Origin of the sequence: Streptomyces sp. NPDC001816, from assembly GCF_042892235.1 — a bacterium.
GTDB lineage: Bacteria > Actinomycetota > Actinomycetes > Streptomycetales > Streptomycetaceae > Streptomyces.
On record NZ_JBIATY010000001.1, the window covers coordinates 1,152,901 to 1,168,875 of the forward strand.

9 protein-coding genes are annotated in these 15,975 nt (G+C 67.9%); 7 read left to right on the plus strand and 2 right to left on the minus strand.

What is annotated here, in order from left to right; all coding sequences use genetic code 11:
• Positions 1 to 100: 100 nt before the first annotated feature.
• Both ACFYZZ_RS05255 and ACFYZZ_RS05260 read left to right on the plus strand, forming a co-directional pair.
• A complete protein-coding gene (locus ACFYZZ_RS05255; RefSeq protein ID WP_389171734.1) occupies positions 101 to 1,987 on the plus strand; it encodes a DNA/RNA helicase domain-containing protein in 1,887 nt (628 codons plus the stop codon).
• A gap of 210 nt (positions 1,988 to 2,197) precedes the next feature.
• Positions 2,198 to 4,312: a DUF2075 domain-containing protein gene (locus tag ACFYZZ_RS05260; RefSeq protein ID WP_389172047.1), complete on the plus strand. Its 2,115-nt coding sequence runs from the start codon at positions 2,198 to 2,200 to the stop codon at positions 4,310 to 4,312.
• A gap of 54 nt (positions 4,313 to 4,366) precedes the next feature.
• Here the strand turns inward: ACFYZZ_RS05260 and ACFYZZ_RS05265 are convergent, their stop codons facing one another.
• The gene (locus ACFYZZ_RS05265; RefSeq protein WP_389171737.1) at positions 4,367 to 4,495 is read right to left on the minus strand and encodes a DUF6408 family protein; all 129 of its coding nucleotides are present in this window, start codon (positions 4,493 to 4,495) and stop codon (positions 4,367 to 4,369) included.
• Between the two features lie 465 nt (positions 4,496 to 4,960).
• Between ACFYZZ_RS05265 and ACFYZZ_RS05270 the strand changes: the two genes are divergently transcribed.
• The 3 genes from ACFYZZ_RS05270 to pglX all read left to right on the plus strand — a co-directional run bounded on the left by ACFYZZ_RS05270 (position 4,961) and on the right by pglX (position 14,067).
• The gene (locus tag ACFYZZ_RS05270) at positions 4,961 to 5,548 is read left to right on the plus strand and encodes a hypothetical protein (protein ID WP_389171739.1); all 588 of its coding nucleotides are present in this window, start codon (positions 4,961 to 4,963) and stop codon (positions 5,546 to 5,548) included.
• Between the two features lie 216 nt (positions 5,549 to 5,764).
• Complete coding sequence (gene pglW, locus ACFYZZ_RS05275) at positions 5,765 to 10,438, plus strand: BREX system serine/threonine kinase PglW (protein WP_389171742.1); 4,674 nt, start codon at positions 5,765 to 5,767, stop codon at positions 10,436 to 10,438.
• On the plus strand, positions 10,435 to 14,067 hold the full coding sequence (gene pglX, locus ACFYZZ_RS05280; RefSeq protein ID WP_389171745.1) for a BREX-2 system adenine-specific DNA-methyltransferase PglX: 3,633 nt from the start codon (positions 10,435 to 10,437) through the stop codon (positions 14,065 to 14,067). Before pglW ends, pglX begins: the two co-directional genes overlap by 4 nt.
• On the opposite strand, the gene ACFYZZ_RS05285 is transcribed toward pglX, so the two are convergent.
• The gene (locus tag ACFYZZ_RS05285; RefSeq protein ID WP_389172049.1) at positions 13,994 to 14,578 is read right to left on the minus strand and encodes an ATP-binding protein; all 585 of its coding nucleotides are present in this window, start codon (positions 14,576 to 14,578) and stop codon (positions 13,994 to 13,996) included. The genes pglX and ACFYZZ_RS05285 overlap by 74 nt on opposite strands.
• Positions 14,579 to 14,784: 206 nt before the next feature.
• Here ACFYZZ_RS05285 and ACFYZZ_RS05290 point away from each other — a divergent pair, with 206 nt between their 5' ends.
• Positions 14,785 to 15,615, plus strand: a complete 831-nt coding sequence (locus tag ACFYZZ_RS05290) for a helix-turn-helix domain-containing protein (protein WP_389171748.1) — start codon at positions 14,785 to 14,787, stop codon at positions 15,613 to 15,615.
• 14 nt (positions 15,616 to 15,629) lie between these two features.
• The gene (locus tag ACFYZZ_RS05295; RefSeq protein ID WP_389171751.1) at positions 15,630 to 15,815 is read left to right on the plus strand and encodes a DUF397 domain-containing protein; all 186 of its coding nucleotides are present in this window, start codon (positions 15,630 to 15,632) and stop codon (positions 15,813 to 15,815) included.
• Positions 15,816 to 15,975: the final 160 nt, after the last annotated feature.

The following is a 15,975-nucleotide window of genomic DNA, read 5'->3' on the forward strand; positions in this document are numbered from 1 at the left end:
TCGTCATAGCGGCCCGACGGGCTTCCGCTCTACCTCGGTGGAGTCTCGAAGGACATGCCCCCACCCGCACGAGCTACTTCGTGCTGCCTGGGGGAAGTTCTTGCTGTTCCGCGCGTCCGCGAAAACGGTCGCCATCATGGCGCTCGACGGTTCGCTGTTCCTTCACCTCACCGACCAGTTCGTCCACATGCACGGCTACCGGCCCGGCCCCTCGGAGGCGCGCTCCTGGGAGCGCAGTATTCCCGTCCTGGCCGCCGCGCTCAACGACGCGGGACTGGGCGACGTCGAGGTGATGCTGGAGTACGCCCTCCCGCTGAACAGCAAGCGCGCCGACGTGGTCCTCGCAGGCGTGCACCCCTCCACCGGGGAACCGTCGTACGTCGTGGTGGAACTGAAGCAGTGGAGCGAGGTCCTGCCCCACGAGGACGATCCCACGCTGTGCCACGTAGAGCGCTACACCCACCCCGTCCTCAACCCCATCGAGCAAGTGCGCCGCTACTGCGACTACCTGGTCAACTTCAACGGCGCGGTGGCCGGACACGGACACCGGGTCAGCGGAGTGGCCTTCCTGCACAACGCCACGGAGTTCGACGTGGCCGGCCTGCGGGAGATCGAGTGTGACGGCCGCGGACTTCTGTTCACGGGACAGCGCCGCGGCGAATTCCTCGACCATCTCCGTTCGAAGCTGAGCGACAGGCATTCCGGCGCCCGAGCGGCGGATGAACTGCTCTCGGGTGCCACGGTGCCGTCGAAGCAGCTCATGTCCGTGGCCGCCGAGGAGGTGCGTGAACGCCAGCAGTTCGTGCTCCTCGACGAGCAGCAGGTCGCCTACCGAATGGTGCTCAACGCGGTGGAGAAGGCCAAACGTGCCGACCGCAAGGAGATCGTCGTCGTGACCGGCGGCCCCGGCACCGGCAAGAGCGTGATCGCTCTCCAACTGCTCGGCGAGCTGTACCGACGGGGGATGCCGGCCCTGCACGCCACCGGCTCCCAGTCGTTCACCAAGACGATGAGGAAGGTCGCCGGATCCCGCAAGCGGGAGGTCCAGGACCTGTTCAAGTACTTCAACAGCTTCATGACAGCCGAGAAGAACAGCCTCGATGTCCTGATCTGCGACGAGGCTCACCGCATCCGGGAGACGTCGGCCAACCGCTACACGCGTGCCGAGCACCGCACCGGCAGGGCGCAGATCGATGAACTCATCGACGTCGCGCATGTACCCGTTTTTCTCCTCGACGAGCATCAGGTCGTGCGGCCGGGCGAGACGGGCACCGTGGCCGACATCAAAGCGGCAGCCGCCAAGCGGGACATCCCCTGCCATGTCGTCCCGCTGGACAGCCAGTTCCGCTGCGGCGGCAGCGACGCCTACCTGCGCTGGGTCGTCCGGCTCCTCGGCCTCGAACCCGGCGGGCCGGTCGTCTGGGAACCCGACGATCGCATGCAACTGCTGGTCGCCGAGAGCCCGCAGGAGATGGAGGCGTTCCTCGAAGCCCGCCGTGCCCAGGGCTACGGCGCCCGCATGTCCGCCGGCTACTGCTGGCGCTGGTCCCCGGAGCCCAAGCCCGGCACCCCGCTCGCGCTCGATGTCGTCATCGGCGACTGGGCACGCCCCTGGAACCTGCGAGGGGATCGCTCGGTCTCAGGCGCACCCCCGGCCGCGCTGTGGGCCACCGACCCGGCCGGATTCGGCCAGGTCGGCTGTGTCTACACCGCCCAGGGCTTCGAGTACGACTGGTCCGGCGTCATCATCGGCCCCGATCTGGTGTGGCGCGGCGACCGTTGGATCACGGACCGCACCGCATCCAAGGACCCGGTGTTCAAGAAGTCCGCCCCGGACGCCGACGTGGACCGCCTGATCCGCAACACCTACAAGGTGCTGCTGACACGAGGCATGGTCGGCACGATCGTCTACTCGACGGACCCGGAGACGCGGGAGAAGTTGCGTCAACTCGTGGGAGGTTCGAAGCGGGACCTGGCTTTGGCCTGACCTCTCCCACCTACAGGGCTGGCTCCTCCGGACATGACGTGATCAAGCCGCGCGGTTTGCCTGAACAGGCCGATTTCTGTTCCTCGTTGCCGGGCCGAGCCAGTGCGTGCCTAAGATCCTCGATACCGGTTGCGGCCCGACGGGCTTCCTGCATGGACACGCCCCCACCCGCACGAGTCACTCGTGCTCTGGGGGATTCTCCTCGTGTCCATGCTCCTGCTGCGATTGGCGGCACGGGACCTGCTCGCTCTTAACGCACGGCGCCGCCTGGTGCCCCACCTCGCGGCCCGCTGGGTGCACTTCCAACGAGGCGAGTCCTCCGACGGTGAGCGCTCGGCGTGGGCGCGCAGCCTCGTCTCGCTGGCGGAAGACCTGGTCGCTGCCGGACGCGGCAACGTCGAGATGATCGTCGAGTGTTCGCCCACCGTGGACTCGGCCGAAGGGGCAGCGGCAACACACGGTCAGATCGATGTGGTCCTCGTGGGCAGGCACCCCGCGGAAGGAACCCTCTCCGTGCAGCTCGTCGAGCTGAAGCAATGGTCGTCGGTGACGAGGGTGGAGGCCGCGACGGCTGATCTCGTCTACGTGCCGGGGATCGAGGAGCCCGTCCCCCATCCTGCCGTCCAGCTCGGTGAGTACCACGCGCTGTTCACCGGCCCTGCCGGCCCGCTCAACGGATTACAGTTCGAATGCGGTGGATTCGCCTACCTGCACAACGCGACGGACGAGTCCGTCCGGCCACTGCTCGGCGTCGACGCACCCACGGGGCCTTACGCCCGCACGTACACGAGCGACACCCGGGCCAGGCTTCTCAAGGATCTGCGGTGCCACTTCACCGATGAGGACGACTACTCGGCGGCCGAGTACATCCTGCACCGGATGAACCTCCGGAACACGCCGCTGCTCGACGCCATGGTCAAGTCGAATGGTGAGGACACGGTCTTCACCCTGAGAGGTCGGCAGAAGAAGGTCGCCGACGATGTGCTCGAGGCTTCGGAACTGATCCTGGACGCCCCGGACCAGGAGGCGCTCGTCCCTCGTCCGCAGCGTGCGGTCTTCCTGGTCACCGGTGGAGCCGGCACCGGCAAGAGCGCGATCGGACTGCAACTGCGAGCGGACCTCGAAGCCGCCGGCCGAACGGTGAAGTACGCGAGCGGATCGCGGGCCTTCAACGCCGCGATCAAGGAGAACGTCGGATACACCGAAACCGAGTTCCGGCAGCGCTTCGCGTACTTCAGCAACTTCGTGAACCCACCGGAGTCACCGCTGGACGTGCTGATCTGCGACGAGGCGCACCGGCTGCGGGACAGGACCGCGCACTGGCGGCTGCCCGCGGAGAAGCGTGGTACCAAGCCGCAAGTGGACGAACTCATCGAGGCGTCCCGCCTGACCGTGTTCTTCCTCGACGGGGCTCAGACCGTGCGCCCGTACGAGGTGGGCACGGCAGAACTCATCGAGGACGCCGCGCGACGGCATGATGCCGTCTTCCGCCACTACCGTCTGGTGGAGCAGTACAGGTGCGGAGGCAGTGACGCCTACATCCGCTGGGTCCGTGCACTGCTTGGTGTCTCACCGCGGGAGGCGTACGAGTGGGTCCCGGACGGACTCATGCACATTGAGGTCGTCGACACGCCCGACCAGATGGAGCACATCGTCCGCACCGAGTTCGAGGCCGGTGCGACCGCCCGGATGGTGGCGGGATACTGCTGGCCCTGGAGCAAACCGGACAAGGGCAAGAACCTCGAGAACGACGTGCGCATAGGTGACTGGCACCGCCCGTGGAACGCTTCGAGCGAGTCCTTCTGCGCCAACGGCGAGCCGCCGTCGAGGATCTGGCCCGTGCATGACGCCGGTATCGGACAGATCGGCTGTGTCTACACCGCGCAGGGGCTCGAGTGGGACTGGTGCGGGGTGATCATGGGCGACGACATGGTCTGGCGCACCGACCGCTGGGTGTTCCAGAGAGGAAGGCAGCGCAAGGACCCGGACGCCGGGGTGATGCGGGTGGCGAAACCGGGATCGCTCGATCCGAAGGTACGCACGAGCACCCTCGACGACGATGCCTTCGCCCGTTGCGTTCGCCACGCCTACCACGTCCTGCTGACCAGGGCGAGCCGGGCGACCGTGCTCTACTCCACCGACGAGGAGACCCGGCGCCACCTCAGGGAACTGGTCGGGGAGACCGATGTGCACGGGCTCCGACCGACCCAGGAGTCCATCCCGCCCGATCTGAGGATCGTTCGGCACGTCGGGGGTGCGCGGGGCCGCAGGGCGCGGCGGGCGCGGAACAGAGCGAAGCGGAAGAACGAGATGACGTTGTTCTGAGCCCTCGGCTCGCAGCGGAGTGGCGGGCCCCCGGGAGCCCGCCACAGGCCTGCCTCAGAAAAGCAGGTGTGCTGCCGACATCATGGCGGCCACCAACACGTTGGCGACCACATTGATGGCGACGTCCGCCAGGATCTTGCGGAACCGGGCGTAACGCGCAGGCTGGTACTCGACCGGAGCCATGAGTGACCACTCCTCGGTGGTGAGCAGGAATGGTGGGGGGACGGCCCACCGGGCATCCGCTCACACACCGCACGCACGCGTACGGCGATTCACCACCACTGCTCACATGCCGCAGAGAGACACATGAACTCCGCACTCGTACCCCTCCGGGAGGATGCGCAGCACAAGTCACTTTACTTCACGCACAGTTGTACGGTCCTCCGGTCGTGGACATGCACGCGGCCCAGAGCCTATGACCTGGTCCGAACGCTGAGTCAGCCGAAGGCGGCCTCATGACGACCGATCACACCGGAATCCAACTGCGCTATGCCACACTGCGGTCCAGGCTCTGCATTCGAAGGTCTCCGGGCATTGCTGGAGTGGGCGTCCGCACTTCGCCGTGGGCCAGGACGGCTGGGTCTGGTTTGTGACGTTCACGGCCGAGGCCTGACCGGTAGAGCACGGTTCGAACAAGGGAGGGGACCCGTGAAGCTGACATACGTCTGCGTTGAGGGCACGCCGCAGGAGCTCGACGCGTCCGAGGTGATCCGTCAGCTTGTCCAGCCGCAGTCCGGAACGGTCGACACCGTTCGCCGGGCACCTCGGGTGGTCGTCGATCCCGAGAGTGATGACGAAGTCGACTTCGGATGGCTCGTCGAGGGTGACGTGCCGGGGGTTGCGGAGGAGGGCCAGAGCACGGTGAAGGCGCAGCTCGCCTTCAACCCCGCTGCTCAGCAGTTCCTCGACTTCATGACGGAGGCCGCGTCCTGGGAAAGCGTGGGAGTCCACGGCATCAAGCGCAAGACGTGGCAGGAGGGCGATCCGCTGGACTACACGGGTTACCTCCGGCTCCGCCGCAAGGGCAGCCAGTACGGCGGCTTCGTGTACGCCTTCCCGTCGACGGGCGTGATCAATTTCCGTCTGCAGTACAGCGACGAGATCGCGGAGCTGGCGCTGAACTCCTATCCGCTCACCAAGGGAAACTACCAATACAGGGTGAACATCCAAATCCATGATGAAAGCACCCTGAAACAGGCGCTTTCCCTGGCTGAACTGGCTTACAACGCCACCTGACGGGGGCTTTGTCTGCATCTGTCATGGACTGATTAAGCCCTGTCGTCTGTCGCGGCGTGATGCGGTACGGGGCCTTCTTGTCGTGCGGGCCGTATGTCCTATAGTCCCGTCCTTCACGGACTCTTCTCATGGCACATACAGCCACTAAGATCTGCCTGCAGGGTCTGACCACGGGTGACGGTGGCCCTGGAGCGACACGAGGAGCGGGGAAGAGGCATGCGGGAAGGCCGGTGGGTCACGGTCACCGAGTCCGAGTTCGAGCACGAACGCCGCGGCCTGGAGGCGATCCGTCAGAAGCTGCCGGACTCCGACCCCTGGCGTGCCTGGTCGAACTTCACCTTCACCGCGAACACCGGCCACGTCCGCGAGGTCGACCTGCTGGTCGTCGCCCCCGGCGGCCTCTGCATGATCGAGCTCAAGGACTGGCACGGCTCGGTCACCTCCGAGAACGGGACCTGGGTACAGACCACGCCCAGTGGCCACCGCCGCACGCACGGCAACCCGCTGCACCTGGTCAACCGCAAGGCCAAGGAGCTGGCCGGCCTGCTCGCCCAGACCGGCGCCAAGCGCGTCTGGGTCGCCGAGGCCGTCTGCTTCACCGACAACAGCCTCCGTGTGCGACTGCCCGCCCACGACCAGAACGGCGTGTACACCGTCGACGAGCTGGTCGACATGCTCAAGCAGCCCCCGGCTGACGAGCGGCGTCGTATCACAGCGATCGGCTCGCGCGAGATCGCGGCGGCCCTGAAGAGCATCGGCATCCGCAAGAGCGACGCCCAGTACAAGGTCGGCCCGTACGAGCTGGAGCGTAAGTCCTTCGACTCCGGGCCCACCTGGGCGGACTACCTCGCACGCCACAGCGACCTGCCCGAGGCCGCGCGCGTGCGCATCTACCTAAGTGAGCGCGGTTCCGACGCATCCATCCGCCAGTCCGTCGAGAACGCCGCCCGGCGCGAGGCCGCGGTGCTCGGCCGGTTCAAGCACCCCGGAGTCGTCCAGCTCAAGCAGTACTTCCCCTCCGGGCACGCCGCAGGCCCCGCGCTGATCTTCGACTACCACCCGGACACCCTGAAGCTGGACGAGTACCTGGTCCAGTACGGCGAGAAGCTGGACATCCTCGGCCGGATGGCACTGGTACGCCAGCTCGCCGAGACGATGCGCTCCGCGCACGCCAGCCGCATCCACCACCGTGCGCTCGCCGCCCGCTCCGTCCACGTCGTCCCCCGTCCGCGCGGCCGGAAGGGGCAGGCCGTCGGGGAGGAAGCTGCCTGGCTCAGCCCGCAGCTGCAGATCTCCGACTGGCAGATCGCCACGCAGCGCAGCGGCGACTCCTCGCAGGGCCAGGGCATGACACGGTTCGCGCCGACCGCCCTGTCCGCCATGCACTTGAGCGACGACGCCGACGCCTATCTCGCCCCGGAACTCACCGCCCTCCACCCCGACCCGGTCTATCTCGACGTCTACGGGCTAGGCGTCCTCACCTATCTGCTGGTCACCGGCAGGGCCCCGGCGGCCAGCCAGGCCGAGCTGCTGGCCCGTCTGGAGGCGGGGGAGGGCCTGCGCCCCAGCTCCCTGGTGGACGGCCTGTCCGAGGACGTGGACGAGCTGGTGCAGGCCGCCACCGCCTACCGGCCCGGTCAGCGCCTCTCCAGCGTCGACGAGTTCCTGGAGCTGCTGGAGGTCGTCGAGGACTCCCTCACCGCCCCTGCCGCGGCTCTCGACGGGCAGGCCGAGGAGGCGACCGGGGCGAGGGCCGACAAGGACCCGCTGGAGGCCGTCGCCGGCGACGTACTCGCGGGCCGTTGGGAGGTCCGCCGCCGTCTCGGTACCGGCTCCACCAGCCGCGCCTTCCTCGTGCGCGACCTGGAGGCGGAGGCCCGCAAGACCCGTCCGCTGGCCGTGCTGAAGGTCGCCCTCTCCGACAGCCGGGGCGAAATCCTCATCCGCGAGGCCGAGGTCATGGGCCGCCTGCGCCCCGACTCCCGCATCATCCGCCTCGTCGAGCCTGAGCCGCTGCACATCGGCGGCCGCACCGTCCTGGCGCTGGAGTACGTCGGCGACGAGCGCGACGACAGCGGCCAGACCGCCGAGGGCGCGGTCGGCCCGCGCCGCCGCGAGGAGACTGTCGCCCGCCAGCTCCGCGAGCACGGCCGCCTCCAGGTCGACCAGCTGGAGGCGTACGGCGACTACCTCTTCGGCGCCGTCGACTTCCTCGAGGGTGAGGGCGTCTGGCACCGCGACATCAAGCCCGACAACATCGCCGTCCGCATCCGCCCCAACCGCACTCGCGAACTCGTCCTCATCGACTTCTCGCTGGCCGGCTATCCGGCGAAGAACACCGACGCGGGCACCGAGGGCTACCTGGACCCCTTCGTCGACGTCATCACGCGCGGCTCCTACGACTCCCACGCCGAGCGGTACGCAGTCGCCGTCACCCTGCACCAGATGGCCTCAGGCGAGCTGCCCAAGTGGGGCGACGGCAGCGTCCTGCCGCGCATGACCGACCCCAAGGAGTGGCCGTACCCGACCATCGCGGCCGAGGCCTTCGACCCGGCCGTGCGGGACGGGCTCGTCGCCTTCTTCCAGAAGGCCCTGCACCGCGACGCGAGCAAGCGGTTCCCCGAGCTCAAGCCGATGCGGGACGCCTGGCGCAAGGTCTTCCTCGACGCCTCGCAGACCGTCCCCTCCAGCCACCGCACCCGCCAGGCGGCCCCCGCCGACGGGACCGCACCCGCCGAAGGCGCCGCCGCGGCCATCGCGGACGCCGAGCCGGAGACCGCCGAGCAGCAGCGGGACCGCCTCGCCGCCGAGGTCACCCGCGACACCCCGCTGACTGTCTCCGGCCTCACGCCCGCCGCCCAGTCCTTCCTCTACGGCCTGGGCCTCACGACGGTCGGTGAACTCCTCGACTACAGCCGCCGCAAGCTCGTCAACGCCCCCGGCCTCGGCGCCAAGACCCGCAACGAGGTCCAGCAGCGGCAGAGGGAATGGGGTGAGCGGCTGCGCGAGATCCCCGTCTCGCCGCTCACGCCGAAGGGTCGGGCGGAGGCGAAGGAGGAGCTGGAGCAGCTCACCGCCGCCGAGTCGGCCCTTGTCGGAAAGCTCGCGACGGGCGAGTCGGCGGGCGCGCTGTCCGCCCGCACCCTGCGCTCGGTCAGCCTCGACACCCTCGCCACCGTCTTCGTGCCGGCCGTCAACAACAACGGTTCCAACCGCAACAAGGCGGAGATGGTGCGGCTGCTGCTGCGCCTGCCCGACGAGCACGGCGTCCTGCCGGGCATCGGCGTCTGGCCGAAGCAGAAGGACGTCGCCGACGCGCTCGGCCTCAGCCACGGCCGCATCCCGCAGATGCTCAAGGAGGAGCGCAAGCGCTGGAACGCGGAGCCCGCCGTCCAGGCACTGCGGGACGAGATCATCGACCTGCTTGTGAGCATGGGGCGCGTGGCCTCCGCCGTGGAGATCGCGGACGCCCTCGCGGTCCGGCGCGGCACGCACCTGGCCGGACGCGAGCAGCGGCGCGCGATGGCCCTCGCGGCGGTGCGAGCCGTCGTCGAGGTCGAGCAACTGGTGCCGCAGGAAGCCGAGTTCCAGCACCAGCCCAACCGCAAGGCGACCGACGAGTCGCTGGGCGCCGGCCTGCTCGCCCTCGACGTGCGCGAGAATGACGCCCCGGACACCCCCACCGCACCCGGCCTGCTCGACTACGCGACCCGGCTCGGCAAGACGGCCGACCGGCTCGCCAGGCTGGACACCCTGCCGACAGCCGCGACCGTCCTGGCCGAACTGGGCGCCCTGACGGTTCCGCCCGGCACCGTCGACTGGGACGAGCGCCGCATGGTGGAGCTGGCCGCTGCCGCGTCGGTGAACGCCGCCGCCACTCCGCGCCTGGAGATCTACCCGCGCGACCTGTCGCTCGTCCGGGCGCTGCGCCTCACCCAGGCCGGCCTCGTCCGCTGGATCCCGGGCGTTCCGGAGGGCCGGCAGCCCGGCCTGACCGGCGAGGACGTGCACGAGCGGGTCCGCGCCCGCTTCCCCGAGCTGGTCGTCCCGGACGGGCGCGGCGGCACGACGCACGAACTGCCGACCGGCGGCCCGCTCACCAAGGCGCTGCGCGACGCCGGCTTCGAGCTGTCGCTGAGCACGCGCGAGGACACGGGCACCCTGCGCTACCTGCCGACGCGGGTGGACGACGCCTCCAGCTACCTCACGACGGGTGCGTGGCGGCAGTCGACGCGTACGGGTGCGGTGACGCGGTACGCGGACGACCCGCAGCTCGCGGGCGCCGTCCGCGCGGAGGAACGGCTGCTCGCTTCGGCCCGCCGGGACGGGTACCGGGTGCTGACCGTACGGCAGCAGCTCGTGCGCGACGCGGTACGGGAACTGGGCGCCGAACGGCTGGGCGCACAGGCCCTGTCGGTGACCGAGCTGTTCCTTGAGGCCCTGCACGGGCAGGTCACTCCGGGCACCAAGCCGACCTGGGAGACCCTGCTCAAGGCGGACGCCGCCGAGCCGGGCTCGAAGGGCGCGGTGCGGTTCGCGGAGTACGCGCGCACGGCGTGGGGCTCGGTCGAGCCCCGGATCGTGGAGCTGCTGGGCAACGGTGGCGGCGGTGCGGGTCCTGTGCTGCTGACGGAGGCCGGGGTGTTCGCCCGGTACGACGCGATGGGCGTCCTGGACCGGCTGGCGTCGGCGGCCCGGCGGGGCGGGCGGGGGCTGTGGCTCCTGGTCCCGCAGAGCGACCCGTCGCGCGAGCCGAGGCTCGGGCAAGTGGCCGTGCCGTACCAGGCCGGCCTGGGGGAGTGGATCCAGCTTCCGGACACGTGGGTGGGCAACGCCCACCGCGGGTCCGGTCAGGTTGTGGCAAGTAGTGTCGAGGGAGACGCGAAGTGATCGACCGCAAGGCTCTGTTGGACGACCTGAAGCAGCAGGTCAAGGCGGTCGAGGCCGACCTGGGCAAGCAGGTGAAGGCCCTCGGTGAGGTGGGCGTGCGGCTGCGGGCCGAATACGACCAGGCGCGCAAGCTGGGGCGTACGGCGGCGACGTGGAACTCGTGGCTGGACGAGCGGGTCACGCAGGTCGCGGTGGCGTGGGTGCTGGGCACGGTCTTCGTACGGTTCTGTGAGGACAACCGGCTGATCCCGGAGCCGTACCTCACGGGACCGGACGGGGACCGGCGCGAGCTGGCGGAGTCGCGGTACGACGCGTACGTGGAGTCGGACGACAACCCGACGTACCGGGGGTGGCTGGAGAAGGCGTTCGACGAGCTGGGCCAGGGGCAGGCGGGTCGCCTGCTCTTCGACAAGCGGCACAACCCGCTGTATCAGATCCCGCTTTCGCACGACGGTGCGCGCGAACTGGTCGAGTTCTGGCGCCAGCGCGACGAGGCGGGCGTCCTCGTCCACGACTTCACCGACCCGCTGAACGAGGACGGCACGGAGGGCTGGGACACGCGGTTCCTGGGCGACCTGTACCAGGACCTGAGCGAGGCCGCACGGAAGACGTACGCGCTGCTCCAGACGCCGGAGTTCGTGGAGGAGTTCATCCTCGACCGGACGATGAACCCGGCGGTGCGGGAGTTCGGGTACGAAAAACTGAAGATGATCGACCCCACGTGTGGGTCGGGGCACTTTGTGCTGGGGGCGTTTCGGCGGCTCGTGCGGCTGTGGGCTGAGGGGCTGCCGGGTAAGGACGTGCACGAGCGGGTGCGGGAAGCGCTGGACGCGGTGCACGGCGTGGACATCAACCCGTTCGCGGTGGCCATTGCTCGATTCCGGCTCCTGGTTGCGGCCATGGCGGCCAGTGGGGTGCGGACGCTGGCGGAGGCGGCGAAGTACGAGTGGCCGGTTCATTTGGCGGTGGGGGACTCGCTTATCAAGGCTCGGCAGCTTGGTCTCTTCGATGGTCTTGATGGCGAGGACGAGCTGGCGGAGTTCTCCTACACGACGGAGGACGTGCCTGAGCACTCCGGCATCTTGCAGCAAGGTCGCTATCACGTGGTAGTGGGGAACCCGCCATACATCACGGTGAAGGACAAGAACCTCAACGCACTGTACCGGGAGTTGTACGACGCGTGCGCAGGCAAGTACGCACTGTCGGTTCCTTTCGCACAACGGTTCTTCGATCTGGCCAAGCGCGAAGATTCCGAGGAGCCTGGCTGCGGCATGGTCGGGCAGATTACCGCGAACTCCTTCATGAAGAGGGAGTTTGGTACGAGGCTGATCGAGACGTTCTTCGGACACGAGGTTGAGCTGACAGAGGTCGTCGACACCTCGGGGGCTTATATCCCTGGGCATGGCACGCCGACCGTCATCCTCATCGGCAAGCGCCGTGGGGGGAATGCGCGCTCGGAGACGATCCGTACTGTGCGAGGCGTGCAGGGTGAGCCCTCAGCCCCAGGGAGGGGTGAGGACGGGCTGGTCTGGCAAGCGATTCTTGATCAGATCGATAAACCAGGATCCGTTAGTCAGTGGGTTTCCGTCGACGACCTGGATCGTCAGCGCTACTTCGGTAAGCAGCCCTGGATTTTGGCAGATGGGGGCCAGGAGCTGAATAGGATGATCGAAGAGCAGGCGGCCTCGAAGCTTGAATCCCTTCTCTCACGGGACATCGGCTTTGCGAGCTTCCCTGGTCAGGACGAAGCGTTCATTAGCACTCCATCTGCCTTGCGTCGACGGAGGGTTAGCGTGGATGTCACCAGGCCGCTCATCGTTGGTGAGGTCGTCCGTGACTGGGATACACACTGCGTGGAGAGCGCCATCACTCCGTATGATGTGCAACTCAAACCCCTCGCGTATGACGAGAACGATGGATGGGCGCGGCTACTCTGGGCTGTTCGCAGCCATCTGCGATCGACCACCGATTTCGGTGGGCTCACGCAGCAAGATCTTGGCAAACCCTGGTGGGCTTGGTATCGCTGGGTGGCGGATCGTTACCGAACTCCGCTGTCGATCACCTTTCCATTTGTGTCTACTCACAACCACTTCACCTTGGACCGTGGCGGCAAGGTATTTAAGCAGACTGCCCCAGTGATCAAACTCCGAGAGGGGGCAAGCGAGGAAGAGCACCAGCGGCTGCTCGGGGTGCTCAATAGCTCCACGGCTTGCTTCTGGCTTCAGCAGGTCTCTCACAACAAGGGCGAGGGTGGTGGAGCTCGAGTCGACGCAGGATACGCGGCTATGGGAAGCGAGGCTTGGAAGAATTCCTTTGAGTTCGCCAGCACGAAGGTGCAGGCATTCCCCCTCCCAGCTGAATACCCCACGGCGCTCGGTCCAGCGCTGGACAGCTTGGCTCAGCGGCTAGCCGCCACCAGTCCCAGAGCCGTGGGTGTAGAAGTCACACCTGCGGTCGGCGTCATGCGGAAGGCAAAGGCCCGCTGGGAGTCCACCCGTGCCCGCATGATCGCCCTCCAAGAGGAGTTGGACTGGCAGGTTTACTCTCTCTACGGCCTCCACTCCGAAGACCTTCGCGTCTCTGAGGACCCCGAGGATTCCAACATCCCCGAACTCGCCCTCGGTGAGCGTGCGTTCGAGATCGTCCTCGCGCGCCGCGTAGCCGCAGGCGAGGCCAGTGACGAGTGGTTCAAGCGGCACAACTCCACGCCCATCACGGAGATCCCTGTCCACTGGCCCGCCCCGTACCGCGAGATCGTCCAGAAGCGCATCGACGCCATCGAGTCGAACCGCGCCATTGGCATGGTCGAGCGGCCCGAGTACAAGCGTCGCTGGGCCACCGAGGGTTGGGACGCCCTCCAGGAGAAGGCCCTCCGCTCCTGGTTGCTGGACCGCATGGAGAACCGCGACCTCTGGTTCGACGAGAACGGGCAGCCCACCATCCTCACCCTGGCCCGCCTCACCGACGCCCTCTCGCGCGACGAGGACTTCGTCTCTGTCGCCAAGCTTTACGCCCCCCGCAAGGAACTCGCGAAGGTCGTCGCTGAGCTGATCACCGACGAGCACGTGCCGTTCCTCTCCGCCCTGCGCTACAAGCCCTCCGGGCTGAAGAAGCGCGCCGACTGGGAGGAGGTGTGGGACCTCCAGCGCAAGGAGGACGCCGCACCTGACGAGCCGGCCAAGCGGAAGATTCGGGACTCCATCCCCGTGCCGCCGAAGTACACCTCGGCCGACTTCCTCCGCGCCTCCTACTGGAAGGCGCGCGGCAAGCTCGACGTGCCCAAGGAGCGGTTCATCTCCTACGGGCAGACCAACGCGGCCACCCCCGAGCTGTACGGATGGGCCGGCTGGGACCACCGCGAGCAGGCGCAGGCGTTGGCGACGTACTTCACCAACACCGCGCTGTCCACTGAGGAGATCACGCCGTTCCTCGCCGGCCTGCTGGAGCTCCAGCCCTGGCTGTCCCAGTGGCACAACGAGTTCGACATGCTCTACAGCGGCTCCCCGGCGGACTTCTTCGCCGGTTACCGCCAGCAGAAGCAGGGCGAGCACGGACTCACCGACGACGACCTGCGCGCCTGGCGACCCCCGGCCGCGACCCGAGGCCGTCGCGCGGCAGTGAAGAAGTAGCCGGAATCGACTCGGTGTTGTGCTCCTGCGCCGACGCCGAGTCTGCCGGATCAGAGATCCCCGGGTGGGCGTATGCGTGACCGCCGGTCGGTACGCGCAACTGCGCCCATACGGTCTTGCCGGGGGCGGCCGGGCGAGGGGTGACGCCCCAGTCGTCCGCGAGGGAAGCCACGAGGAGCAACCCGCGGCCGGACTCGGACAGGGGGTCCGGGGCCGCGGGAGTGGGCGAGGGTTGCTTCTCGTCGCGGGTGTCGGTCACCTCGATGCGGAAGGTGCCCTCGGCCAGGGTGAGTTGAACGTGAAAGTCCCGGCCGGGGACGTGACCGTGGCGTACGGCGTTGGCGCTGAGTTCGGCCGTGATGAGGGTGAGCGTCTCGTTGACCGGGGTCGTGTAGGGGTGGCCCCAGTCGTTGAGGCGGTGCGAGACGAGTCGGCGGGCGAGGCGGGCGCCGCGCGGCGTTGAGGTGAAGCGCATGGTGAACTCGCGTTCGGGTGCGGGGTGCTGTGGCATATGCCCGTTCGGGGGAGTTGCTGACTTCATGCGGTCAACGGTCGCGGACTCTGCGTAACGTTGACCAGGAGTGACGCGCTGACGGGTGCGGGCTGTACGCACAGGTGACGCGCTTGTCTGTGACGCGCGGCGTGACCGGTTCCTGGGCCGCGCGTTGGGCGGGCGGAGGCCCGTGACTGCGAGGGTCGTACGGGAGGAGCTACGGCGTGGACGACGAGGTTCAGCAGCCGGAGTACGAGGTTGGGGCGGGCATTCTGTGTCTGTTCGGACGGCAGTTGAAGCTGTTCCGGGAGCGGGCGGGGATGGACCGTGCGAGGTTCGGGTCGCTGACCGGATACTCAGCTTCGACGATCGCGTCGTTCGAGCAGGGGAGACGTATTCCGCCGCCGAGGTTCATCGACCAGGCGGACGAAGCGCTCGGGGCAGGTGGGGTGTTGAGCGCGAGCAAGGAGGAGGTGGCTCGGGCTCAGTATCCGGCGTTCTTTCGCGATGCGGCCAGGCTGGAGGCCAAGGCAGCAGCCCTGCATGTGTACGCTACCAAGGCTGTACCAGGGCTTTTGCAGACGGAAGAGTACGCGCGAGCGGTGTTCTCCATGTGGCGTCCGCTGCTGGACGAGGAGACAATCAACCAGCGGGTCGCAGCTCGCCTGGCTCGCCAGGGGATCCTCTCCCGGACCCCGTTGCCCACCATCAGCTTTGTCATCGAGGAGTTCGTTCTGAGGCGACCGCTCGGTGGAGGGGCGGTGATGCGAGGCCAGTTGGAGCAGATCTTGTTGGATGGGCACCGGCGGAACGTGGAAATCCAGGTCATGCCGATCGAGAGGGACGAGCATGCTGGGTTGGAAGGCCCCTTCACCTTGATCGAGACGCACGAGGGCCAGAGGATTGCCTACGTGGAGGCGTACAAGGACAGCCGTCTCTACACGGAGCGGAGGCAGGTACGGGAGATCGAGGAGCAGTACGGCATTCTTCGGGCCCAGGCGCTCACTCCGCGCGAGTCGCTGGCCCTCATCGAGAAGTTGCTTGGAGAGAGATGAACGTCCAACAGCTCATGACGCTGGTACCTGAGTCGGCCTGGATCAAGAGCAGTTACAGCACAGGCTCGGGCGGCGAATGCGTAGAGGTAGCCGCCATCCCCGCCAGGGTCCACGTCCGCGACTCGAAGGACACGACCCGCGCCCCGTTGGCCGTGGACCCCACGACCTGGACCGAGTTCGTCGCCTTCGCGGCACTCTGAACAGACGCGGGGCCCTCGGCAAGCGCACCGCTTGCCGAGGGCCCCGCGCACGTCCGCTCGCGCAACACCTTCAGTAGCCCAGGCGCCCTCCTCGCCGAGTGCCCGCGCCGGCGCAGACCGGTGCGGCCGTCGACGTCGGCCGCAGGCTCGGTGCCGTGCT